At 60.8% G+C, this 23,774-nt stretch carries 25 protein-coding genes; 10 read left to right on the top strand and 15 right to left on the bottom strand.

Going from position 1 to position 23,774, the window contains the following annotated elements; all coding sequences use genetic code 11:
* Positions 1–74 precede the first annotated feature (74 nt).
* From ACFZPT_RS05000 to rpoS, 8 genes are all read left to right on the top strand, one after another.
* Positions 75–1,187, top strand: a complete 1,113-nt coding sequence (locus tag ACFZPT_RS05000; protein WP_034112177.1) for an S-(hydroxymethyl)glutathione dehydrogenase/class III alcohol dehydrogenase — start codon at positions 75–77, stop codon at positions 1,185–1,187.
* Between the two features lie 8 nt (positions 1,188–1,195).
* Entirely contained in the window at positions 1,196–2,041 is an 846-nt protein-coding gene (fghA, locus tag ACFZPT_RS04995; protein ID WP_379554977.1) for an S-formylglutathione hydrolase, read from the top strand.
* Between the two features lie 54 nt (positions 2,042–2,095).
* Positions 2,096–2,569, top strand: coding sequence for a 2-C-methyl-D-erythritol 2,4-cyclodiphosphate synthase (gene ispF, locus ACFZPT_RS04990; protein WP_012722614.1), 474 nt, complete (start codon positions 2,096–2,098; stop codon positions 2,567–2,569).
* The gene (gene truD / locus ACFZPT_RS04985) at positions 2,566–3,624 is read left to right on the top strand and encodes a tRNA pseudouridine(13) synthase TruD (protein WP_379558970.1); all 1,059 of its coding nucleotides are present in this window, start codon (positions 2,566–2,568) and stop codon (positions 3,622–3,624) included. The genes ispF and truD overlap by 4 nt, the downstream gene beginning before the upstream one ends.
* On the top strand, positions 3,612–4,361 hold the full coding sequence (surE, locus tag ACFZPT_RS04980) for a 5'/3'-nucleotidase SurE (protein WP_034096262.1): 750 nt from the start codon (positions 3,612–3,614) through the stop codon (positions 4,359–4,361). Before truD ends, surE begins: the two co-directional genes overlap by 13 nt.
* A 41-nt stretch (positions 4,362–4,402) precedes the next feature.
* Positions 4,403–5,038: a protein-L-isoaspartate(D-aspartate) O-methyltransferase gene (locus tag ACFZPT_RS04975; RefSeq protein ID WP_169867554.1), complete on the top strand. Its 636-nt coding sequence runs from the start codon at positions 4,403–4,405 to the stop codon at positions 5,036–5,038.
* Positions 5,039–5,245: 207 nt separating this feature from the next.
* Positions 5,246–6,082 (top strand): peptidoglycan DD-metalloendopeptidase family protein, encoded by an 837-nt coding sequence (locus ACFZPT_RS04970; RefSeq protein WP_034096264.1) that lies wholly within the window; start codon positions 5,246–5,248, stop codon positions 6,080–6,082.
* A 104-nt stretch (positions 6,083–6,186) separates the two neighbouring features.
* The gene (rpoS, locus tag ACFZPT_RS04965) at positions 6,187–7,191 is read left to right on the top strand and encodes an RNA polymerase sigma factor RpoS (protein WP_034096265.1); all 1,005 of its coding nucleotides are present in this window, start codon (positions 6,187–6,189) and stop codon (positions 7,189–7,191) included.
* 208 nt (positions 7,192–7,399) lie between these two features.
* On the opposite strand, the gene ACFZPT_RS04960 is transcribed toward rpoS, so the two are convergent.
* On the bottom strand, positions 7,400–7,609 hold the full coding sequence (locus ACFZPT_RS04960; protein WP_002554837.1) for a cold-shock protein: 210 nt from the start codon (positions 7,607–7,609) through the stop codon (positions 7,400–7,402).
* A gap of 389 nt (positions 7,610–7,998) precedes the next feature.
* Between ACFZPT_RS04960 and dcd the strand changes: the two genes are divergently transcribed.
* Both dcd and ACFZPT_RS04950 read left to right on the top strand, forming a co-directional pair.
* The gene (gene dcd / locus ACFZPT_RS04955; RefSeq protein WP_034096266.1) at positions 7,999–8,565 is read left to right on the top strand and encodes a dCTP deaminase; all 567 of its coding nucleotides are present in this window, start codon (positions 7,999–8,001) and stop codon (positions 8,563–8,565) included.
* 107 nt (positions 8,566–8,672) lie between these two features.
* On the top strand, positions 8,673–8,870 hold the full coding sequence (locus tag ACFZPT_RS04950; RefSeq protein ID WP_034137254.1) for a hypothetical protein: 198 nt from the start codon (positions 8,673–8,675) through the stop codon (positions 8,868–8,870).
* A gap of 21 nt (positions 8,871–8,891) precedes the next feature.
* Here ACFZPT_RS04950 and pdeM read toward each other — a convergent pair whose 3' ends face one another.
* From pdeM to ACFZPT_RS04880, 14 genes are all read right to left on the bottom strand, one after another.
* Positions 8,892–9,542, bottom strand: a complete 651-nt coding sequence (gene pdeM, locus ACFZPT_RS04945) for a ligase-associated DNA damage response endonuclease PdeM (RefSeq protein ID WP_184336263.1) — start codon at positions 9,540–9,542, stop codon at positions 8,892–8,894.
* Positions 9,542–12,022 (bottom strand): ligase-associated DNA damage response DEXH box helicase, encoded by a 2,481-nt coding sequence (locus ACFZPT_RS04940; RefSeq protein WP_099312699.1) that lies wholly within the window; start codon positions 12,020–12,022, stop codon positions 9,542–9,544. The genes pdeM and ACFZPT_RS04940 overlap by 1 nt, the downstream gene beginning before the upstream one ends.
* A 57-nt stretch (positions 12,023–12,079) precedes the next feature.
* Positions 12,080–12,844: an ABC transporter ATP-binding protein gene (locus tag ACFZPT_RS04935; RefSeq protein ID WP_099312697.1), complete on the bottom strand. Its 765-nt coding sequence runs from the start codon at positions 12,842–12,844 to the stop codon at positions 12,080–12,082.
* Between the two features lie 13 nt (positions 12,845–12,857).
* A complete protein-coding gene (locus tag ACFZPT_RS04930; RefSeq protein ID WP_040267498.1) occupies positions 12,858–13,976 on the bottom strand; it encodes a succinylglutamate desuccinylase/aspartoacylase family protein in 1,119 nt (372 codons plus the stop codon).
* A gap of 9 nt (positions 13,977–13,985) precedes the next feature.
* Positions 13,986–14,696, bottom strand: a complete 711-nt coding sequence (locus ACFZPT_RS04925) for an ABC transporter permease (RefSeq protein ID WP_034096271.1) — start codon at positions 14,694–14,696, stop codon at positions 13,986–13,988.
* The gene (locus ACFZPT_RS04920) at positions 14,693–15,421 is read right to left on the bottom strand and encodes an ABC transporter permease (protein ID WP_010212412.1); all 729 of its coding nucleotides are present in this window, start codon (positions 15,419–15,421) and stop codon (positions 14,693–14,695) included. Before ACFZPT_RS04920 ends, ACFZPT_RS04925 begins: the two co-directional genes overlap by 4 nt.
* A 58-nt stretch (positions 15,422–15,479) precedes the next feature.
* Positions 15,480–16,259, bottom strand: coding sequence for a transporter substrate-binding domain-containing protein (locus ACFZPT_RS04915; protein ID WP_027604451.1), 780 nt, complete (start codon positions 16,257–16,259; stop codon positions 15,480–15,482).
* A gap of 202 nt (positions 16,260–16,461) precedes the next feature.
* Complete coding sequence (locus ACFZPT_RS04910; RefSeq protein ID WP_099312695.1) at positions 16,462–18,096, bottom strand: ATP-dependent DNA ligase; 1,635 nt, start codon at positions 18,094–18,096, stop codon at positions 16,462–16,464.
* Positions 18,093–19,097, bottom strand: a complete 1,005-nt coding sequence (locus ACFZPT_RS04905; RefSeq protein WP_034137260.1) for a ligase-associated DNA damage response exonuclease — start codon at positions 19,095–19,097, stop codon at positions 18,093–18,095. Before ACFZPT_RS04905 ends, ACFZPT_RS04910 begins: the two co-directional genes overlap by 4 nt.
* Positions 19,098–19,308: 211 nt before the next feature.
* Entirely contained in the window at positions 19,309–21,750 is a 2,442-nt protein-coding gene (locus ACFZPT_RS04900; protein WP_379554976.1) for a penicillin acylase family protein, read from the bottom strand.
* Positions 21,751–21,912: 162 nt separating this feature from the next.
* Positions 21,913–22,113 carry an SEC-C metal-binding domain-containing protein gene (locus tag ACFZPT_RS04895; protein WP_003189235.1) on the bottom strand — a complete coding sequence of 67 codons (201 nt, stop codon included), beginning with the start codon at positions 22,111–22,113 and terminating at the stop codon, positions 21,913–21,915.
* A complete protein-coding gene (locus ACFZPT_RS04890) occupies positions 22,110–22,592 on the bottom strand; it encodes an LEA type 2 family protein (RefSeq protein ID WP_034096275.1) in 483 nt (160 codons plus the stop codon). Before ACFZPT_RS04890 ends, ACFZPT_RS04895 begins: the two co-directional genes overlap by 4 nt.
* Before the next feature lie 19 nt (positions 22,593–22,611).
* Entirely contained in the window at positions 22,612–23,082 is a 471-nt protein-coding gene (locus ACFZPT_RS04885; protein WP_099312843.1) for a YchJ family protein, read from the bottom strand.
* Between the two features lie 5 nt (positions 23,083–23,087).
* Entirely contained in the window at positions 23,088–23,585 is a 498-nt protein-coding gene (locus ACFZPT_RS04880; RefSeq protein ID WP_094064733.1) for a DUF6231 family protein, read from the bottom strand.
* Between the last annotated feature and the right edge of the window lie 189 nt (positions 23,586–23,774).

Here is a 23,774-nt window from a genome sequence, read left to right as displayed (position 1 = left end):
TTTGACTGGATTATTAATCATTCGGCCATGTTTTACACTCTCAGCCTCAGTTGTTAACCCATGGAGAAACCCGGATGATCAAGTCTCGCGCCGCCGTAGCCTTCGAAGCCAAGAAGCCCCTCGAAATCGTAGAAGTGGATGTCGCCATGCCCAAGGCCGGCGAAGTGCTGTTGCGGGTGGTTGCCTCCGGCGTGTGCCATACCGACGCCTACACCCTCTCGGGCGCCGATCCGGAAGGCATCTTCCCGTCGATTCTCGGCCACGAAGGCGGCGCAGTGGTCGAAGCCATCGGTGAGGGCGTGACTTCCGTTGCGGTCGGCGACCATGTGATCCCGCTGTACACCCCGGAATGTGGCCAGTGCAAATTCTGCCGCTCGGGTAAAACCAACCTGTGTCAGGCCATTCGCTCCACCCAGGGCAAAGGCTTGATGCCCGATGGCACAACGCGCTTTTCCTACAAAGGTCAGCCAATTTTCCATTACATGGGTACCTCGACGTTCTCCGAGTACACCGTGCTGCCGGAAATTTCCGTGGCCAAGATTCCCAAAGAAGCACCGTTGGAGAAGGTTTGCCTGCTCGGTTGCGGCGTGACCACCGGTATCGGTGCGGTGATCAACACCGCCAAGGTCAAGCCGGGTGACACTGTCGCCATCTTCGGCCTGGGCGGTATTGGTCTGTCGGCGGTGATCGGTGCGGTCAAGGCCAAGGCCGGACGTATCATCGCCATCGACATCAACCCGGCCAAGTTCGAAATCGCCAAGCAACTGGGCGCCACCGACTGCATCAACCCGAAAGACTACGATCGCCCGATTCAAGACGTGATCGTCGACCTGACCGATGGCGGCGTGGACTTTTCCTTCGAGTGCATCGGCAACGTGCAGCTGATGCGCGCGGCCCTTGAGTGCTGCCACAAAGGCTGGGGCGAGTCGGTGATCATCGGCGTTGCCGGTGCCGGCCAGGAAATTTCCACCCGTCCGTTCCAACTGGTCACCGGTCGCGTCTGGCGCGGTTCGGCGTTCGGCGGCGTACGCGGTCGCAGCGAATTGCCAAGCTACGTGGAGATGGCCCAGACCGGCGAAATCCCGCTGGATACGTTCATCACCCACACCATGGGCCTGGAAGACATCAACAAGGCGTTTGACCTGATGCATGAAGGCAAGAGCATTCGTACCGTCATTCACTTTTGAGGTCGGCCATGAGTCTGGAGAACCTGTCGTGCCAGAAAAGCTTCGGCGGCTGGCATAAACGCTATAAACATCATTCCGATGTGCTCGGTTGCGACATGACCTTCGCAGTCTACCTGCCGCCGCAAGCCGAGCAGGGCGGCAAGCTGCCGGTGCTGTACTGGCTGTCCGGCCTGACCTGCACCGATGAGAATTTCATGCAAAAGGCCGGCGCCCAGCGCATGGCCGCCGAACTTGGTTTGATCATCGTGGCCCCGGACACCAGCCCTCGCGGGCCCGGTGTGCCGGGTGACCCGGACAACGCCTGGGACTTCGGCCTTGGCGCCGGGTTCTACCTGAACGCCACCCAAGAACCTTGGGCCAAGCATTATCGGATGCATGACTATGTTGTGCAGGAATTGCCGGCATTGGTGGAGGCGCATTTCCCTGCGTCCGATAAGCGCGGCATCAGCGGCCACTCCATGGGCGGGCATGGCGCTTTGGTGTGTGCGTTGCGCAACGCGGGGCGTTACCTGTCGGTGTCGGCATTTTCGCCGATCAGCAACCCCATGGACTGCCCATGGGGCCAGAAAGCGTTCTCCCGTTACCTGGGTGAAGAACGTTCAAAGTGGCGCGAGTGGGATGCCTGCGTACTGATCAGTGAAGCCTCGCACAAGCTCCCGCTGCTGGTGGATCAGGGCGATCGCGACGATTTCCTTGCCGTGCAGCTCAAGCCCGAAGCCCTGCAGCAGGCAGCGAAAGCGGCCAACCATCCGCTGGAACTGCGGCTGCAACCTGGTTACGACCATAGCTACTTCTTTATCGCCAGCTTCATCGAAGATCATTTGCGACACCATGGTCGTGCTTTGCTCGGTTAATGTGAGGCAAAAGTAGGTAGAATCACGCCCTGAATTAAATCGGGGCGTTTTTTTATGCGTATTGGCCACGGCTACGATGTGCACCGTTTCGCTGAGGGCGATTTCATTACCTTGGGCGGCGTGCGCATTGCACACCACCATGGGTTGCTGGCTCATTCCGACGGCGACGTTGTGCTGCATGCCTTGAGCGATGCGTTGCTCGGCGCGGCGGCATTGGGTGATATCGGCAAGCATTTTCCAGACACCGACCCCACCTTCAAAGGTGCCGACAGCCGGGTGCTGCTGCGCCATGTGGTCGGCCTGATCCATGCAAAAGGCTGGAAGGTCGGTAATGTCGACAACACTATCGTGGCCCAGGCACCGAAAATGGCACCCCATATCGAATCCATGCGCGCGCTGATTGCCGCGGACCTGCAAATTGAATTGGATCAAGTCAACGTGAAAGCCACCACCACCGAAAAGCTCGGGTTTACCGGTCGTGAAGAGGGCATTGCGGTGCACTCCGTCGCCTTGTTGCTGCGCGCATGAGTGATCTGCAACTGCTGGGCCCGCGGGCCTATGGCGAGGCATTGGGCAGTGCTGTACTGAAAGCCACGGCCGAAGATTTCCAAGTGGACGAAGTGCTCGATATCCCGCTGACCGGCGAGGGTGAGCATCTGTGGCTGTGGGTGGAAAAGCGCGGCTTGAACACCGAAGAGGCAGCGCGGCGTATCGCCAAGGCCGCTAGCGTACCGTTGCGCACCGTCAGTTATGCCGGGCTCAAGGATCGCCAGGCACTGACCCGTCAGTGGTTTAGCGTGCAATTGCCCGGCAAGACCGACCCGGACATGAGCGCCGCTGAAAACGACAGCCTCACTATCCTCAAAACCGCTCGGCATAAACGCAAGTTGCAGCGCGGCGCACATTCGGCCAACGGTTTCACCTTGCGCCTGACCCAATTGGTGGCCGATACCGCCGCGATCGACGCGCGCTTGCAACTGATTGCCCAGCATGGCATTCCCAATTATTTCGGCGCCCAGCGCTTTGGGCATAACGGTGGCAACGTCGTTGACGCGCGCGACTGGGCAGCGCGCAAAGCCTTGCCCGAGCAACGCAATGTGCGCTCGCGGCTGCTGTCCACCGCGCGCAGTTTTCTATTCAACAAAGTCCTGGCGGCGCGCGTGGCCGATGGCTCCTGGCAGCGCGCCCAGGTGGGCGACTTGCTGGCGTTTACCGACAGCCGCAGTTTTTTCCCGGCGGGCGAGGCCGAGTGCAACGACCCGCGCCTGGCGATCCTGGACCTGCACCCCACCGGGCCGCAATGGGGCGAAGGCGATTCGCCTGCCGCCGGCGCCACCTTCGAGCTGGAACAGGCGGTTGCCGCCAGCGAAGCCGACCTGCGTGATTGGCTGGTGAAGGCGGGCATGAGCCAGGAACGTCGTATTCTTCGACTGCCCATTGGCGGGTTGACGTGGCATTATCCCGGGCCTGACATTCTGCAATTGGAATTCGTCCTGCCGGCCGGATGCTTCGCCACTGTCTTGGTGCGCGAGCTTGTTGATCTGGTGCCGGTGGGGCAGACGGACAGCCCATGCGTATTCTGATATCAAACGATGACGGTGCCACCGCACCCGGCCTTGCCGCGCTCCATGCCGCGCTGCAGGATTATGCCGAGTGCATAGTGGTTGCCCCCGACCAGGACAAGAGCGGCGCCAGCAGTTCGCTGACGCTTGACCGTCCGCTGCATCCGCACGTTCTGCCCAATGGCTTTATCAGTGTGAACGGCACCCCCACCGACTGTGTACACCTGGCGATCAACAGCCTGTTGGAGCAGGAGCCGGACCTGGTGGTGTCGGGTATCAACCTCGGCGCCAACCTGGGCGATGATGTGTTGTATTCGGGCACCGTGGCCGCCGCCCTTGAAGGGCGCTTCCTGGGGCGCACCTCGTTTGCCTTCTCTTTTGCCTCGCGCCAGCTCGACAACCTGCCGACCGCTGCCCATTTCGCACGTTTGCTGGTCGAGGCCCACGGTTCCCTGGACCTGCCGCCGCGTACGGTACTGAACGTCAATGTCCCCAACTTGCCCCTCGACCATATTCGCGGTATCCAGCTCACGCGTCTGGGCCATCGCGCCCGCGCGGCGGCGCCGATGAAGGTGGTCGACCCGCGTGGCAAGGAGGGTTACTGGATCGCGGCCGCCGGTGACGCTGAAGATGGCGGCCCCGGCACCGACTTTCACGCGGTGATGCAAGGTTATGTGTCGATTACTCCGTTGCAACTCGATCGCACCTTCAGTGATGCCTTCGGTAGTCTCGATGGCTGGCTGGAGGGGCTGCGCTGATGGCTCGTGAACAAGACGATCTGCTGCGTCGCGGCATTGGGATGACCTCCCAGCGTACTCGCGAGCGCTTGATCCAGCGCCTGTACGAAGAGGGGCTTTCCAACGCCCAGGTGTTGGAAGTGATCCGGCGCACGCCGCGGCATCTGTTTGTCGATGAGGCCCTGGCCCATCGCGCCTATGAAGACACCGCGCTACCCATCGGGCATAACCAGACGATTTCCCAACCGTACATGGTTGCGCGCATGAGCGAGCTGCTGCTAGCGGCGGGGCCGCTGGACAAGGTGCTGGAGATCGGTACCGGTTCCGGCTACCAAACAGCCGTGCTGTCGCAGCTGGTGGAACGGGTGTTTTCGGTTGAGCGTATCAAAGTGTTGCAGGACCGCGCCAAGGAACGCCTGGTGGAGTTAAACCTGCGCAACGTGGTCTTCCGCTGGGGAGATGGTTGGGAAGGCTGGCCGGCGCTGGCGCCCTATAACGGCATTATCGTTACCGCAGTGGCCACCGATGTACCGCAGGCATTGCTCGACCAACTGGCACCGGGCGGGCGCCTGGTCATTCCGGTCGGTTCCGGTGAAGTGCAGCAGCTGATGCTGATTGTTCGTGAGGACGAAGGCTTTTCACGACATGTACTGGGTGCCGTGCGCTTTGTGCCCCTGCTCAATGGCCCGCTGGCCTGATCAATTTGCGCGGCCAGTGAATTCTGTTGATGCGGATGTGTCTTACGGCGGGGTCTATCAAGTCAACATGCTGGGCGGCTACATTCCACGCGCTTGCACATCGGTTTCGCGCGGGTGCCAGTAAAACTTCAGTGCCCAGTTATACTTGCGTCATCTTTCAAGCCTGCTATGGGCGTTCATATTCAGTCACCACAAAGGGAGCGGCGGGTGAGTCTCACAGGTCTTGCGCAGCGTATGAGTAAAACAAGTTTTCAGCGACTGGTGCTTGGCCTTGTGTTCAGTTCCGTGTTGGTCGGCTGTTCAAGCTCACCAAGCAGTGGCGCACGGGTCGTTGATCGTAATAATTCCGCCCCGCAGAAGCCGACGGTCACCACCGGGCAGTATGTGGTGCGTAAGGGCGACACGTTATTCTCGATCGCCTTCCGTTATGGCTGGGATTACAAGGCTCTCGCAGCTCGAAACAATATTCCTGTGCCCTATACGATCCATCCGGGTCAGACGATCCGCTTCGATGGACGCACAGGCTCGGCCTCTACGACGGTTGTGACAAGCACCGCATCGTCCCCATCGTCCTCCAGTAAAACCACCGTCATTACGCGGCCTGCCGGTACTGCGGCCTCGACCTCCGCCAGCAAACCAGCACCGGCGCCGCAACCTCCTGCAGGTCCTGCACCTACCGGGTGGGGATGGCCCTCAAATGGAGTGCTGATTGGAAAATTCTCTTCAAACGGTAGTTTGAATAAAGGCATTGATATCGCCGGGGATTTGGGACAGCCTGTTTTAGCTGCGTCTGATGGGACAGTGGTGTACGCCGGGAGCGGTCTACGGGGTTACGGCGAACTGGTCATCATCAAACACAGCGATACCTACGTCAGTGCTTACGGTCATAACCGCAGGCTGTTGGTTCGGGAGGGGCAGCAGGTCAAAGTCGGACAGACAATTGCCGAAATGGGGTCAACTGGTACGGACCGGGTGAAACTGCACTTTGAGATTCGCCGTCAAGGGAAGCCTGTAGATCCACTGCAATTCCTACCCCGTCGTTGATGTGTTGCCAGCCTGTTCCTCGCGTAGAAGGAACAGGCTCCAGCGTTGCCAAGGATAAAGGCGTCGCTTGAGCTTGAGGTCGAACTCACCAAAGGACTATAACAATGGCTCTCAGTAAAGAAGCGCCGGAGTTTGACATCGACGATGAGGTTCTCCTTATGGAGAGCGGCATCGCTATGGAATCGATGTCGAATGAGGGACCTGCTACACCTTCAGTTCGAACCAAATCCAAGAACTCCTCCGCGTTAAAGCAACACAAATACATTGATTACACGCGGGCGCTCGACGCGACCCAGCTGTATCTCAATGAGATCGGTTTTTCCCCTTTGCTGACCCCCGAGGAAGAAGTCCACTTTGCGCGCTTGTCGCAAAAGGGCGATCCGGCTGGGCGCAAGCGCATGATTGAAAGCAACCTGCGCCTGGTGGTGAAAATCGCCCGACGCTATGTCAATCGTGGGTTGTCGCTGCTGGACCTGATTGAGGAGGGCAATCTGGGCCTGATCAGGGCAGTTGAGAAATTCGATCCCGAGCGGGGCTTTCGTTTTTCTACCTATGCCACTTGGTGGATTCGCCAGACCATCGAGCGGGCGATCATGAATCAGACCCGGACGATTCGCTTGCCGATCCATGTGGTCAAGGAACTCAATGTCTACCTGCGGGCCGCCCGTGAGCTGACGCAGAAGCTCGATCACGAACCGTCACCTGAAGAGATCGCCAACCTGCTGGAGAAACCGGTAGGGGAGGTCAAGCGCATGCTTGGTCTCAATGAGCGGGTGTCTTCGGTCGATGTGTCGCTGGGGCCGGATTCGGATAAAACCCTGCTGGACACTTTGACGGATGATCGCCCGACGGATCCTTGTGAGCTGTTGCAGGACGATGACTTGTCTCAAAGCATCGACCAGTGGCTGTCTGAGCTCACGGACAAGCAGCGTGAGGTGGTGATTCGCCGCTTCGGCCTCCGCGGTCATGAGAGCAGCACCCTGGAGGATGTGGGCCTGGAGATTGGGCTGACCCGTGAGCGGGTGCGTCAGATCCAGGTGGAAGGGCTCAAGCGCTTGCGTGAGATCCTGGAGAAGAATGGCCTGTCGAGCGAGTCGTTGTTTCAATAGCGGCGCAGTTTGAATGCCTGAATGGGGGAGGGGGCTTGCCCCCGATAGCGGTGTATCAGTCAAAGCAAGTGCCGACTGCTAAGCCGTCATCGGGGGCAAGCCCCCTCCCACATTTTTTATCAGGCACCAGTGGCTGCGAATACCAAATCCCGGGCATAAAAAAACCCCGCTTTTAAGGGCGGGGTTTTTTCGACTAAGTCAGTACAAGTTAGATAACTTGAACTTCTTCAGCTTGCATGCCTTTCTGACCGCGGGTAGCGATGAAAGAAACCTGTTGGCCTTCTTTCAGGCTTTTGAAGCCGTCGGATTGGATAGCTTTGAAGTGAACGAACAGGTCGTCACCGGATTGTGGAGTGATGAAGCCGAAGCCTTTTTCATCGTTGAACCACTTAACGGTACCAGTTTGGCGATTAGACATGGTGTATCTCCTTGGACAAAGTTAACTGCGACTCAGGAAAAGCCCTGGCCGAGACTGAGTGCAAAGAGCAGGAAAAATTCTTGGAGATGGTTGGATCGAAATTCAACATATCGTGTAGAGATTCTCAGTGACACAAGCAGCACAGTGGCGCCACCTTAACCCTTTTTCCGGAACGTGCCAATGATATTTCCGAAGGTTTCTCCAATTTCGTGACTGGCGGTGATATTTCCAGTCACCCGACCCAGTAGCGTGGGGCCCAGCCCCGCTGGCTGGAGCGTATGAAGAGGCCCGCTTTCGTCAAGAAAACCCCCACGCCCTTTGAACCCCAACGCCGGCACCGGTAAGATGCCCCACAGAATTTTTCCACCTCGCTATTCAGGACACCCGCCATGAGCATCAAATCGGACAAGTGGATTCGCCGCATGGCGCAAGAGCACGGCATGATCGAACCCTTCGTCGAGCGCCAGATGCGTGGCGAAGGCGCCGAACGCCTGATCTCCTATGGTGTTTCCAGCTATGGCTACGACGTGCGTTGCGCCGATGAATTCAAGGTGTTCACCAACATCAATTCGGCAACCGTCGATCCGAAAAACTTCGATGAAAAGAGCTTCGTCGATATCAAGAGCGACGTGTGCATCATTCCGCCGAACTCTTTCGCCCTGGCGCGCACCGTGGAGTTTTTCCGTATCCCTCGCGACGTGTTGACCATCTGCCTTGGTAAAAGTACCTACGCGCGCTGCGGCATCATCGTCAACGTGACCCCGCTTGAGCCTGAGTGGGAAGGCCACGTGACCCTGGAGTTCTCCAACACCACCACATTGCCGGCAAAAATCTACGCCAACGAAGGCGTGGCACAGATGCTGTTCCTGCAATCCGACGAGGCCTGTGAAGTGTCCTACAAGGACCGTGGCGGTAAGTATCAGGGTCAGCTTGGCGTCACCTTGCCGCGCGCTTGATCGAAAGCTCCTACACGTAAAGGGAATTAGTCTGAAGAAAGTGACTCTATTGGGTGTACTGCCCCGACACGTGTGAAGTGTGTCGGGCCACGCTTGAGGAGTACTTTATGAAGATCGACCCCCGAATCAGCGCAGAACTCGCACGGCTGGAGCCCAATCAGATTGGTGTTCTAGCCTGGTCCCTGATGGCCGACCCTGCCTATGCGGGCGGCATCCCCGGCCAACCTGGGCCGGATTATCCGCAGCCCGGTGAGCCCGGTGAGCCTACCCGGCCGGACGAGGCACCCCCCGTGCCCGTTGCCTGAAGCCTTTAGGGTTGGCCTGCATCATCTGACAAACCATACCTCCTGATCGCCAATCACCAGAATCCGGTGGTTGGCGTCCGGTTCCACCCTATAGCCCCCTGTAAACGCCCCGAACGCGGGTAGCAGGCTGACCCGCGGCCCGAGCTGAAAGCAGGGCAAGCGCAGGCTCTGGCGACCCTTGCCGCGCAAGCGATATACCGGATGCACATGACCTGCCAGTACATGGTGGCTGGGGTGAGCGTCCGGTTCGTGTTGCAAGGCAAACGGCCCCATCAGCAACGGTTCTGCTACCACGTCGATGCCGAGGTCGGCCGGCGGGTCACCCGCCCGCTTATCGTGATTGCCGCGAATCAACGTCATGGGCAGTTGGCGATGCTGGGCGCGCCACGCTCGCAGGGCGCTCAGCGTGCCGCTGGCATGGGAGCCGGGGCCGTGCAGGAAGTCGCCGAGGAAGATCACCTGCGCGCAGTCGAATGCTTGTAGCAGTCGGTCCAGTCGCGCCAGGTTGTCGGTGGTGGTGCCTTGGGGCACCGGTTGCCCCAGGCTGCGATAGGCCGACGCTTTGCCAAAATGCGCGTCGGCGATCAGCAGGCAATTGCGCGCTGGCCAGTAGATAGCTTTCTCCGCCAGCAGCCATAACGTTTCGCCTTCAAGCTGCACTTCGCAATACATCAAGTTTTCCCGTTATCCGCGACTTTTTCCAAATCCTTGACCATCCGCGCGATGCGCTCCGAGAGTTTTTCCGAACTCATGCTTTCGCGCATCCGCTCCACCAGTAGCGGAAAAGCCAGGGGCGTGGGCCGTTCGATTACGTGCAGGTCCAGTGTCAGGGTGCAAAGATGTCTCAACGCCGCTTCCAGGCGGCGGATGTCCAACTCGTCTCGCAATACTTCTTCGCCAGCCTGGGCCAGCAATAGGTTGTGCGGGTCATACTGCTTGAACACTTCAAAGAACAAGCCGCTGGAAGCCTGCACCTGCCGGGTGCTTTTCGGCGCGCCGGGGTAACCGGCGAACACCAGCCCGGCGATACGGGCGATCTCGCGGAAGCGGCGCAGGGCCAGTTCACCGGCGTTCAAGCTGGCCGCCACATCCTCCAGCAGGTTATCCGGGCTCAGCAGCTCAGAATTCAACAGTGCCGGCCAATCCACGGGTGTAGCGCTGAGCAGTTCCAAGCCATAGTCGTTGACCGCAATGGAAAAGGTGACGGGTTGCCCCTGGCTGACGCGCCAAGCCAGCAAACTGGCCAGGCCGAGATGCACTTGGCGCCCCGCGAACGGGTAGAGGAACAGGTGCCAACCCTCCCGTGATTTCAGCGCTTCGGCCAACAAATGCTCGCGTGTCGGCAGGCCCGACCAGCGCAACTGGGTCTGTAGCAACGGCTGCACCGCGCGCATTTCCGGGCCGTCGAAGTGGCCATGGGCGGCAGCATCGAAACGTTCCACCACGGCCTGGGCCAGTTCGTTGGAAAGCGGCATGCGCCCGCCATTCCAGCGCGGTACGGCGGCTTTTTTGGCGTTGCTGCGGCGTACATAGGCAGTCATGTTTTCCACCCGCACCAGCTCTAGCAAACGCCCGGCAAACAAGAAGCCATCCCCAGGTTTGAGCCGCGCGATAAAGCCTTCCTCGACGCTGCCCAGGTTCTTGCCGCCGCCGCCCTTGCTCCAGAATTTCAGCTGAATGCTTGCATCGCTGACGATGGTGCCCACGCTCATGCGATGGCGCCTGGCCAAGCGTGCATCCGGTACACGCCATATGCCGTGTTCGTCGGGCTCCACGCGGCGGTAGTCCGGATAGGCCGTCAGCGATAAGCCGCCGTGGCGCACAAAACCCAGGGCCCAGGCCCAGTCGGCGTCAGTAAGGTCGCGATAGGCCCAGGCGCCGCGCACTTCCTCCAGCAACGACACGGGCATAAAGCCACCGCCCAAGGCCATACTTACCAGATGCTGTACGAGTACATCCAAGGGTTTGTAGGGTGATTCGCGGGCTTCGATGCGGCGCTCGGCGATCGCGTCCTGAGCCGCCGCCGCTTCAATCAGTTCAAGGCTGTGAGTCGGCACCAGCGTCACTCGGGACGGACGCCCCGGGGCGTGGCCGGACCGCCCGGCACGCTGCATCAGGCGCGCCACGCCTTTAGCCGAGCCGATCTGCAACACCCGCTCGACCGGCAGAAAATCCACCCCCAGGTCCAGGCTGGAGGTGCACACCACCGCCTTGAGCTGCCCGTCTTTGAGCGCCCGTTCGACCCAATCACGGGTCTCGCGGGACAGCGAACCGTGGTGTAAAGCAATCAGCCCGGCCCAATCCGGCCGCGCATCGAGCAGGGCCTGGTACCAGATTTCCGACTGTGCACGGGTGTTGGTGAACACCAGGCAACTGCTGCTGGCGTCCACCTCGGCCACCACCTGCGGCAGCATTTTCAATCCGATATGCCCGGCCCAGGGAAAGCGTTCGGACACCGGCGGCAGCAACGTGTCGACGTGCAGCGCCTTGGCCGTTTGCCCCTGCACATTGATCCCGCCGCCTTGTGGCACCAGTACTTCCAAGGCGTGGGATTGATTACCCAGCGTCGCGGAAATCCCCCACACCATTAAGTCAGGATGCCAACGGCGCAAGCGTGCCAAGGCCAGTTGCAACTGCACCCCGCGTTTGTTACCGATCAGTTCGTGCCATTCATCCACTACCACCATGCGCACATGGGCCAGGCTGGCTTCGCTGTCGGCGCGGGCCAGCATCAGGGTCAGGCTTTCCGGGGTGGTGACCAGTGTGGTCGGCTGGCGACGGGTTTGTCGGGCGCGCTCAGCGCTACTCGTGTCGCCGGTGCGCAGGCCGACACTCCACGGGATTTGCAACGCTGCCAGCGGCGCTTCCAAGGCGCGCGCGGTGTCGGCGGCGAGGGCGCGCATCGGCGTAATCCACAACACCGTCAGCGGCTCGGCCGGTGGCTTACGTTTGCCGGTGGCCGGCGGGCGCGTAATGGCGAAGCGATTGAGCGCGGCAAACCACAGTGCGTAAGTCTTGCCGGCGCCGGTGCTGGCATGCAGCAAGCCGGAATTTCCCTCCTTGACCGCCGTCCACACGGCTTTTTGGAAGGCGAATGGCTTCCAGCCTTTGGCGGCGAACCATTGCCTGACGAAGTCGTGGGGTTTTGCCATGCGGTGGCTGACGCTCTGGAGGGCTTATTCCACAGACCCTCCAGGCGTCACAAAGGTTTACTTCAAATTACCGCTCAAGAACTGTTTCAGACGCTCGCTCTTGGGGTTGCCCAGCACGTCTTCCGGCGCGCCTTGCTCCTCCACCAAGCCTTTGTGCAGAAACAGCACTTGGCTGGACACTTTGCGCGCGAAGCTCATTTCATGGGTGACCATGATCATGGTGCGGCCTTCCTCGGCCAGACCCTGGATCACCTTCAGCACTTCGCCCACCAGTTCCGGGTCGAGGGCCGAGGTGGGTTCGTCGAACAGCATCACCTCCGGTTCCATCGCCAATGCGCGGGCGATGGCGACACGTTGTTGTTGACCGCCGGAAAGAAACGCCGGGTATTGATCGGCTACGCGGGCCGGTAGGCCGACTTTGTCCAGGTAGCGGCGGGCGCGGTCTTCGGCGTCTTTTTTGCTGCAACCCAGCACCCGGCGTGGGGCCATGGTGATGTTCTCCAGCACGCTCATGTGGCTCCACAGGTTGAAGTGCTGGAACACCATCGCCAGCCGGGTGCGCAAGCGTTGCAGTTCGGCGTCGTCGGCCACGCGCATGCCGTGGCGGTCGCTGACCATGCGGATCGGCTGGCCGTCGAGGGTCATGGCGCCGTCGTTGGGGGTTTCCAGAAAGTTGATGCAGCGCAGGAAGGTGCTCTTGCCCGAGCCGCTGGCGCCGATCAGGCTGATCACGTCACCGGTCTTGGCCTTGAGCGAGACACCTTTGAGCACCTCATTGTCGCCATAGCTTTTATGCAGGCCTTCAACGGTCAATTTGTACATGGGGCGTGCATCCTCAAGGCGAAAGTAGATAGCCGCTGCGGTAGGCCTCGGTGCCTGCGACATGGCCGATGACCATCCCGGCAGTGGCCATGCGGCGCAGCGAACGGGCGTAAAGCAGGCCAGCTTTGCGGCAGTGCACGGGCGTTACGCGGTCGGTAATGGGGTCGATGATTTCGGCCAGCAATTGCCCGGCTTCCAGATATTCGCCGGGCAGGGCGGCGAACACCAGCAAGCCGCCCACTGGCGTGGCTACCGGTTCTACGCCTGCCAGTGGCGTGGCCGGGTAAGGCAGGTCGGGCAACGGCGAGGCCTGGCCGTTGATGGCACCGAAGCGGATCAGGTAATCGATGATCGCCTGGGCGTCGAGGCTGGCCAGGCCGTGGTTGACGTCGCCCTGGCCGCGCAGTTCGACGGTCACCGCGATGCTGCCCATGGGGATCGGAAACCGCGCGCCGAAGCGCTGCTGCAACTGCCACCACACGAGGGTGAAGCATTCGTCGAACGACTGTCCGCCCGAATCCGTAGCCAGCAGGTTGGCTTCCGAGCCGAGGTAACGTGCCAACGCCTCCACCTGCGGCCAGGCTTGCGGCGTGGTGTACAGGTGCGCCACGGCTTCGAAGTCGCAGTGCAGGTCCAGCACCAGGTCGGCATCGCACGCCAGGCGTTGCAACACCAGGCGCTGGGATTGCAACTGGGTCGCGGCGCCCTGGCCGGCCAGGGCGGAGAGCAGCGCGGCACGGATCACTTGCACGTTGTGCTGCGGATCGTCGCCAAGCAAGGCTTCGACCTGATTGCCCACCTCATCACCGAGGTCGACAAACAGCCGATTGAAGTTCTGCCCGCTCTCCAGCTCGTAGCGGCCCAGCGGGGTGTCCATCAGCACCTGTTCCAGGCCCGCCGGGTTAGCGACCGGCACCAACACGATTTCGCTGCGCAGGCGCCCGGCGGCGGCCAGCTCGGCCAGGCGCGCCTTTAAATGCCAGGCCACCAGCATGCCCGGCAACTCGTCGGCATGCAGCGACGCTTGGACGTAGACTTTGCCTTCGGCGTGTTCCGGGCCGAAGTGAAAACTGTGAATCTGCCGCGCCGTGCCGGGCAGCGGCGCGATCAGTTCGTGAATCCGATGACGCATGAAGGCTCCTTAGTGGCTGGGGCCGAGAAAGGCCAGCCAGCGCCGCTCCGCCAGGCGAAACAGACCGACCAGGGCAAAGGTCACGGTCAGGTAGATCAGCGCGGCGATGCCGAATGATTGAAACGTCATAAAGGTCGCCGAGTTGGCGTCCCGGGCCACTTTGAGGATGTCGGGAATCGTCGCAGTGAAAGCCACGGTGGTCGAGTGCAGCATCAGGATCACTTCGTTGCTGTAGTACGGCAGCGAACGACGCAGCGCCGACGGCATGATCACGTACGCGTAGAGCTTCCAACCGCTGAGCCCATAGGCCTTGGCCGCTTCGACCTCGCCGTGGGCCATGCTGCGGATCGCCCCAGCGAAAATTTCCGTGGTGTAGGCGCAAGTGTTGAGGGCGAAGGCCAGGATGGTGCAGTTCATCGCATCGCGGAAAAACGCGTCCAACACTGGCTGCGCGCGGACTGCGGCAATGCTGTAGATGCCGGTGTAGCAGATCAGCAACTGGATATAGAGCGGCGTACCGCGAAACAGGTAGGTGTAGAACTGCACCGGCCAACGTACCAGCGGGTTGCGCGAGACGCGGGCGATGGACAGCGGGATCGACACCAGAAAACCAATCACCAGTGAAGCGCTGAGCAGCCACATGGTCATCGCCAGGCCGGTGATGTGCTGGCCGTCGCTGTACAGAAACGGGCGCCAGTATTCCTGCAAGAGTTCGATCATCGCACGGCCTCCCGGGCGCCAGCGGAGTAGCGGCGTTCAAGACGGCGCAGGACAAAGTTGGAGGCACTGGTGATCAGCAGGTAGATCAACGCGGCCAGTACCAGGAAGTAGAACAGTTGGTAGGTGCTCTTGCCGGCATCCTGTGCGGCCTTGACCAGGTCCGCCAGGCCGATGATCGACACCAGCGCGGTGGCCTTGAGCATCACCATCCAGTTATTGCCGATGCCCGGCAGGGCAAAGCGCATCATCTGCGGGAAGGTCACGTAGCGAAACCGCTGGCCGCGCTTGAGCCCGTAAGCAGTGGCGGCTTCCAGTTGGCCGCGGGGCACGGCGAGGATCGCGCCGCGGAAAGTCTCGGTGAAGTAAGCACCGTAGATAAAGCCCAGGGTGATCACCCCGGCGCTGAATGGGTCGATCTCGATGTATTCCCATTCCATAAAGTCGGTCAGGCCGGTGAGCCAGGTTTGCAGGCTATAGAAAATCAGCAGCATCAGCACCAGGTCGGGGACGCCGCGAATCAGGGTGGTATAGAGCTGCGCGGGGATGCGCAAAAAAGGCAGGCTGGATAGTTTGGCGCTGGCGCCGAGCAAACCCAGCAACACGCTGACGGCCAGGGACAGTACCGATAACTTGATGGTCATCCAGGTGCCTTGCAGCAATAGCGGGCCGAAACCCTTCAGGCTGAGTGCGCTCAGCCCGAGGGTTTGCAACAGTTCTTCGAACATAAATCGGGACCTATGGCGATAAAAAAGCGCCCCTGCAAACCCAGGGGCGCCCCAGGCATTATTTGCCGCTGTACAGGTTCAGATCGCCAAAGTGTTTCTTCTGGATGGTGGCGTAGGTGCCATCATCGTGTAACGCTTTGATACCTTTATCCAAAAGGGCCTTCAGCTCAGTGTTACCTTTTTTGATACCGATGGCGGTTTTGGACGGCAGCAGAGGGTCGTCGATAGCCGCGCTGACTTCATAGCCGGCGCCTGCTGGCGACTTCAAAAAGCCCAGTTCGGCTTGCAGCATGTCTTGCACCGAAGCGTCGAGGCGGCCGGAAGTCAGGTCGGCATACACTTGGTCTTGGTTAGCGTAGGCCTTGGTGGTCACACCGGCTTTATCCAGTACCGCCTTGGCGTAGGCTTCCTGAATGGTGCCTTGCTCATAGCCTACCGATTTGCCCTTGAGGGATTCCGGCGTCGAGTAGCCCGCGCCTTTCTTGAATACCAGTGAGGTTGGGCCGGAGAACAGTTCGCTGGAGAAGTCGATGGCTTTCTCACGCACCGGGGTCACGGTCATGGACGAAATCACGCCGTCGAACTTATTGGCTTTCAGGCCCGGAATCATGCCGTCGAAATCACTTTCGACCCATTTGCACTTGACCTTCAGCTCGGCACAGATGGCATTGCCCAGGTCGATATCGAAGCCCACCAGGCTGCCGTCGGCTGCCTTGGATTCGAACGGTGCGTAGGACGGGTCGACACCAAAACGCAATTCCTTGTATTCCTTGGCCAACGCGGTACCGGCGGCCATGCACAGAGCCAGTGCAGAAAGGGTCAGCAATGCTTTTTTCATTATGTAATCCCTTGAAACCAAGATAAGCGCTTGTGGCGCGATTAGGACTGTTACTGAACGGTGTCAGACGGATCCCAAGTAGCAATTTCTGCACCATAGTTCCGAATGAGCGTTTTAAAAGGCAAGAAGGTGGCGATGTGAGTGTAGGAGATGCCCAAAAATGGGCATCGATTTTTCAATGCACCATTTTGGGTGATGGGGCTCAGTTCAGCAGGTCTTGCAAGGTGCCGAGGTTATCGGCGTCTTCCACGTGTTTATCCTGGCGCCAACGCAGCATCCGCGGAAACCGCACCGCAATTCCGCTTTTGTGGCGTTTGGACAGGGCGATGCCCTCGAAGCCCAGCTCGAACACCATGCTCGGCGTCACGCTGCTGACCGGGCCAAATTTTTCCACGGTGGTCTTGCGCACAATGGCGTCGACTTTGCGCATTTCTTCATCGGTCAGCCCGGAATAGGCTTTGGCAAATGGCACCAGGGTGCGCTCGCTGCCCGGCGGCCCATCCCACACCGCAAAGGTGTAGTCGCTGTAGAGGCTGGCGCGTCGGCCGTGGCCGCGCTGGGCGTAGATCAATACCGCGTCGACGCTGAACGGATCGACCTTCCACTTCCACCACACGCCCATGTCTTTGGTGCGGCCCACGCCGTAGAGGCCGTCGCGCGCCTTGAGCATCATGCCCTCCACCCCCAGTTTGCGGGAGTCTTCACGTTGCCGGGCCAAGTCCTGCCAAGTACTGCCCGTCAACAGCGGCGAGGGCAGTAGCACCGGTTGGTTGCACTGTGCGATTACCTGCTCCAACTGTGCGCGGCGTTCGGCTTGGGAATGGTTGCGCCAATCGTCGCCCTGGTGCTCCAGCAGGTCATAGGCGAGCACTGCCACTGGCGCGTCCTCCAGGACTTTTTTGCTCAAGGTCTTGCGACCGATCCGCTGTTGCAGCAGGGCGAAGGGTTGCACCGCGTCCTTCCACACCACGATCTCACCGTCGATCACCGTACCATCCGGCAGACCACTGACCAGCGCATGCAGCTCCGGAAAACGCTCGGTTACCAGTTCCTCGCCACGGGACCAGACCCACAGGCGCCCCTCGCGCTTAACCACTTGCGCGCGAATGCCGTCCCACTTCCATTCCACCTGCCAGTCGGCGGGGGAGCCCAGCAGGGCGTCGAACTGCTCCACCGGTTGCGCCAGGCCATGGGCCAGAAAAAACGGATACGGTTGCCCGCCACGCTGCGCGTGTTCGTCGGACGATTCGGCGGCGATCAGCTTGAGATAGCCCTCGGCTGTAGGACGGTTGGACAAGTCGGTATAGCCCACCAACCGCTGCGCCACCCGTTTGCTGTCCAACTCGGCCATCGCGGCCAGGGCGCGGGTGACCAGCAGTTTCGAAACGCCCACGCGGAAACTGCCGGTGATCAGCTTGATACACACCATCAAACTCGGTTGATCCAGTTGCGCCCACAGCGCCGGCAAGCGTTCGGCCAGTTCCGTCGGCGGCAGGCCGCGCAAGGGCAGCAGTTTTTCTTCCAGCCACACCGCCAGGCCGTCCTCGGAGGTGTAGGTCGATTCTGGCAACAGCAGGGAAATTGTCTCGGCCAGGTCGCCTACCGATTGGTAACTTTCTTCGAACAGCCAGGGTTCGATGCCCGAAGCCTCGGTGGCCATGTCGCGCAGCAGCCGCGTCGGCACCAACTGCCGTGGGCGCCCACCGGAAAGGAAATACACCGCCCACGCGGCGTCGGCTGGCGGCGCCTGGCGGAAATAGCTCTGCAAGGCGGCGAGCTTGGCGTTGCTAGAGGTGGTAGCGTCGAGGTTGGCGTACAACTCGGCGAAGGCCTTCATGCCGTGACCTCTTCTTCATCGTCCCCGTATTCGGTGGTGAACCCTTGGGCATCCAGGCCTTTTTCGCGCAGGTGACGTACCAATACGCCGACGGAACCGTGGGTGACCATCACCCGTTCGGCCCCGGTTTGCTCGATGGCCCACAACAAGCCGGGCCAGTCGGCATGGTCCGACAGCACAAAACCTCGGTCCACCCCACGCCGCCTACGGGTGCCGCGCAGGCGCATCCAACCGCTGGCGAAGGCATCGCTGTAGTCGCCGAAGCGGCGTATCCAGGTGCTACCGCCGGCGGAGGGCGGCGCGATGATCAGCGCCTGGCGCAGCAACGGGTCGTTTTTCTTGAAATCGCCAGCGTATAGCGTCTCCGGGATATAGATGCCGGCGTCGCGATACACCCGGTTCAATGGCTCGACCGCGCCGTGGCTGAGGATCGGGCCGATGCTGGCGTCGATGCCATGCAGGATGCGCTGGGCTTTGCCGAAGGAGTAACAAAACAGCACGCTGGCCTTGCCGTTGGCGATATTCCCACGCCACCACTCATTGATTCCCGCAAAGATCTGCGCCTGGGGCTGCCAGCGGTAGATCGGCAGGCCGAAGGTGGATTCGGTGATAAACGTGTGGCATCGCACCGGTTCGAACGGCGCGCAAGTGCCGTCGGGTTCGACTTTATAGTCACCAGAGGCTACCCAGACTTCACCCTGGTATTCGAGGCGTACCTGGGCAGAACCGAGCACATGTCCGGCGGGATGGAAACTCAAGGTCACGCCGTGGTGCACCAGGCGTTCGCCGTAGGGCAGGGTCTGCAGGTTGATGTCCTGGCCCAGGCGCGAGCGCAGGATGCCTTCGCCGGGCGCGGCCGCAAGGTAATGGGTGTTGCCGGTGCGGGCGTGATCGCCGTGGGCGTGGGTGATAACCGACCGCTCCACCGGGCGCCAGGGGTCGATGTAGAAATCTCCGGCGGGGCAATAGAGGCCTTCCGGGCGGGCGATGACAAGGTCCATGGGGTGACCGGGGAGGTGGGCTTGTTACTTATGAGGCAGGGGCGAACGCAGAAGTTCTATCTAAGTGCATGTGGATCCTGGTGGTTCTAGCAGGCTACCGATGATCAACAGCGAAACCGGCTGATCGTACTTCAATAGACATTCGACACTGAGCAGGCTTGCTGGGGTGAGCAGCCTCACCACAACAAGCCCCTCTTGCATTTTGCAGCGTTTACTTGACTGGGGTGAGGGTCAGGCGGGTCTTGCCATACACCTTGTCAAAGTTCTGTGGCTGCATCGGGAAACTCAGGTATTGCGCCTTGAGCGCCGCGTCAATGCCATTGGCGTAGTGCGGGCTGACCGGGTTGCCGGATTGGCCGATGCCGCCCTGGCCCATCATCGGTTCCGCCTGGCCGAAGTCGACGATCATGCGCAGCGCCGGTACCTGGGTGGTGTTGAAATCCTGGCCCCAGCTGTAGGGCGCCGGGTTCAAGGTGTTGTGATCGCCGCCACTGGCCAGCGGCCCACGGATCACTTGGCCTTGCACGTTTTTCCAGGTGGTGCTGTGCAATTTGCCCCACTGCCAGGCCTTGTGGTCCGCACCCAGTTGGCTGTCGCCGGCGGTGATGGCGGCCGCCAGGCTGCGTGCGAGGATCGCCGGTTTGTCTTCTTTCTGCGGGGTGCGCACATCGTCCCAGAAAGGGCTGTCTTCACGGCCCAGCAGGTGGTCGGCCTGGGCGGCGTAGGACAAGCGCGCGTTGCTCACAAAAGCTTTCCAACTGGCGCTGGTTTCCGGGCCGAGTTCGTCGAGGAAGATCTGCCGCGTACTTTCCTGTAGGAACAGTTCATAGAGCGCAGCATCGGCGGAGGTCGACACCAGGCGACCATCGAAAGCCATCAGGCGGGTAAGGGCTTCGCGGGCCTTGGCCTGCTCGGCAGCGGGTAACGCCTCGATCGCCTGCTTGAGCGGCTGAGCCATGCCTGGGGCCTGGAACATGCTCTTGAGTTTGGCGGCGAAGGGGGTGGTTTGGTCGTACTGCATAGCGATCAGGCTGCGACTGTCATGCTTGCCGGCATTGGCCAATTGCGCCAGGCGTTCGCTGCGCTCAGGGGCATCCCAGGTGTTGGACAATTGCATGCCATAGCCGCGCGGTGCAGTGCGCTGGTTGGCGGTGCCGATCCAGCCTTGGGGCGGGTCCTGGTCATAGGGGTGCAGCATGGCATCGGCGTAACCGTCCCAGTCGAAGCGCCCGTCCCACCCTGGCGACGGCAATAGCCCTTCACCTTCGCGGCGATTGGGGAAGCGCCCGGTGACCTGCCAGCCGATATTGCTGGCGTCGGCGAAGATCATGTTCAAGGCGATTGCGCGGATTTCCCGGGTGGCGTCCGAGGCTTTGCCGGCATTCTGCGCGCGCGACAGGTCGAAGAAGGCGTCCAGGCTCTTGTCGTCTTTGAAGTCGGCGCTTTGCAAGGCCAAGCCCAAACCGCTGGTCAAGGCCTGGCTGCTATTGAGCAGGGCACCGTGGCGGGTTTCGTAGACGACTTCGCGGATCGAGCGTTGGCCCTTGATGAAGAAGGTTTCGTTACGAACGCCGGCAGGTAGCCATTTTCCGTTGTTTTCGTAGTAAAGCGCGCTGCCCTGGCGTTTAACCTTTTCCAGGAACAGGTCCTGGGTGTCGCCCTTGACCGCGCTCATGCTCCACGCCACTTTGCCGTTGAACCCGGACAGCAGCGTAGGCAGGCCGGCAATCGAGACACCCACGGCCTGGTACTTAGGTGCGCGGATCTGCACGTAGCTCCATGGCGACGGTGCCTGTGGCTGCGCCGCCAAGTCGTTGGCCAGCAGGCTTTTGCCGGCGCGGCTGCGTTGCGGGCCGATGGCCCAGTTGCTTGAAGTGGTGACCGCCAGTGCATTGAGGCTGTTCAACTGCTGACTGACCGCATCCAGCCCCGCCAGACCGGTGATCTGGCCCAGGTTGATGCCCTTGAGTTTGTCGGCTTCGGCCAGTGGGATCGGCTCGTCGGGCGCGCTTGGCGTGAGCCAGGCAAGTTTATCGACGCCGACTTTTTGCCCCAGCACCAAGGAGCCCAGTTCTTCCTGCAGGTTGGCCGACTCGCTGAAATTGAGCAGGCAGAACAGCAGCGCGGAATCTTCCGGTTTCCAGTACTCGGGCTTGTAGCCGGTCTGGGCCAGGTCCGGCGGCAGCTTGTCGCGATAACGGAACAGATAGGCGTTGACGCCGCGGGCGTACACCTCGAAGAAGCGCTTGAGGCGCGGCGATGAGGCGTTATACAACTCGCCGGCGCTTTTTTTCAGGTTGACCGCTCGCATAAAGCGGTCGACGTCCAGCACCTCAGACCCCGACATTTCCGCCAGACGGCCCTGGGCCAGCAGGCGCAGGGTGACCATCTGCTGGATGCGGTCGCTGGCATGCACGTAACCGAGGCTGAACAGCGCATCGTGGAAGGTGTTGCTCTCGATCAGCGGCATACCTTGGGCATTGCGGCGTACCGACACATTCTGCGCCAGGCCCTTGATGGGCTGCACGCCGGCCACCGGCGGCAAGGTGTCTTGGGTGCTTTGGAGCTGGCAACCGGCCAGGCTCAATGCACTGGCAACTGCCGCGGCAACGCCGAACCGGGGAAGAAAATGTGAGAGGGCTGGCGAGGCCATGGCAAAGCTCCTGCGGGGGGTAGCGTCAGTAAAGGCGCTACGTTAGTGAGCGCGGTGAAACGACGCAAGCAGGAGTTGTGTAATTGCGTAAGCCTGGGGCAAAACAGTGTGGGAGGCGCTGGGCGTCCTCCCACAGGGTCAAGCGAATGTCATGCGTCGCGATCAGGCGCCGTGGCACTTCTTGAATTTTTTCTCGCTGCCGCACGGGCAAGGATCGTTGCGACCAACGTCCTTCAGGGCATTGCGCACCGGCTCTTGGTGAGCGTGGCCGCAGTTCGGGCCGTGGACATGGCCGTGGTCGTGATCATGGTGATCGTGATCGTGGTTGCAGTCAGGACCATGGACATGGGGTTGCTGAGTCATTGATGTCGCTCCGGAATAAAATCGCCGGGGATTATCTCGCCATTGTGGTTCACCTGCACGTCATAACCGATGAATAATCCGGTTTTCAGTTCGCCTTCGAGGCGGTAGGGCACAGGTCTGTCCGGGTTTTTCAGCATCTGCACCACATCGCGGATCTGCGGCCAGAGGTTGGTGCGCACCGTGACTTTGAACACCGCATGGCTGCGCGGCGGCACCGTCAACCATTCATTGGATTCGCCCTCGGTCAGCACAAAATCACCCAAGGTCACCTTGTAGATCAGGCCGCGCACGGTCAGGTCGTCGTCATCGCGGTTGTCCACGCGAAAGAACAGCTTGAATTTCTGCTCAAGCAGTTTGGCGCGCACCACCTCCACCTTCACCAGGGAAACATGAGGCGGTGGAGAATCGTCTTCGAACCACGATGCGCAACCGCTCAGGCCGAGGGTCAACGCCAGCATCAAGCTGTATATCCGGAGCATGGCGTCAGTCCTGTAAGGGTTAGAGGTAGCTGGAACAACACTTCTTGAATTTCTGCCCGCTGCCGCACAGGCAGGCGTCGTTGCGACTGGCTTTAACTTGCACCGTAGGATCGATGAAGTACCAGCGCCCGTCATTCTGTACGAAAGAAGACTGCTCGCGGTGGCTATGTTCGCCGGTGCTGTCGTGCCAGCGTGCGGTAAAGGTCACGAACGCGTGTTCCGGCTGGCCGCCGAACACTTCGGAGCTTTCCACTTCAAGACCCAACCAGGTGCTTTGGGCGCTCCACGCGGCGATGGCTTCGCGGTCCAGGCCGGCCTGTTGCGCAGGCAGAGTGGTGGCCACCAGATAGTCCACCAGGCCCAGGACGTAGGCGCTGTAGCGCGAACGCATCAACGCGCTGGCGCAAGGTGCCGGGTGGCCGGCGTGATAATGGCCGCAGCAGGCATCCAGCAGGTTGCCGCTACCGCAGGGGCAAATGGATGTACTCATCGGGATCACCACCAATACTTTCCGAAATTTTCCGGGTTGGCCCAGAACCGGGCGTTGAGCCAGTCGGGCACCTGTTTATAGTCAAGCAGATCGTAGGTGAACAGGGTCAACACCTGCTCGTCGCGCTGGAAACGCTCGCCGGCCTGTAGTGCCAGGGAGAAGAAGTCAGTGTCCTTCCAGTCGCAGGCGGCCAGGTCCACCAGCACGGCGATGCGGCTGGCATTGAGGTTGCGGATGCCGCCGAGCAGGGTCAGCCCTTGCGGTTTTGACAGGTGCTCCAGGCAATCGACCACCAGCGCCAGGTCAAAACGCTGGGCGGCCAGGTCTGCGGGCAGCGCGCCGGGCGCGGCGAAAGACACCTGGCTCCGCGGATGCGCCTTTTCAAAAGCGTCCAGTGCCGGGAACCGGCTGGCGCCCAGCACCAGCAGGCGTTGGGGCGAGTGCAGGTCGAGCAAGGCAGCCAGGGCTTGCTGGGGTGTACGGGCAGAATTACCAGCGGTCATCACAGATCCTCACATCAGAACCCTAGAGACTAGCGCGGCTGAACGTGCGGGCCTAGAGCGGGTGGTGGAGAAAAGTCCCGGCTGAGCCCTCATCCTTAATAAATACGGGGGTGTGACGCAGTGGCGCAGTTGAAAAGAGCGGTCTTAACTGCATCCATCGGCCTTCGCCGATCCCCTCAGGAGAAATCA

Source organism: Pseudomonas sp. MD330_10, assembly GCF_042610415.1.
In the GTDB taxonomy this organism is placed as follows: Bacteria; Pseudomonadota; Gammaproteobacteria; order Pseudomonadales; family Pseudomonadaceae; genus Aquipseudomonas; species Aquipseudomonas rhodesiae.
The sequence above is the reverse complement of the archived record's forward strand: the minus strand, read 5'-3'. Positions and strand labels throughout refer to the sequence as shown.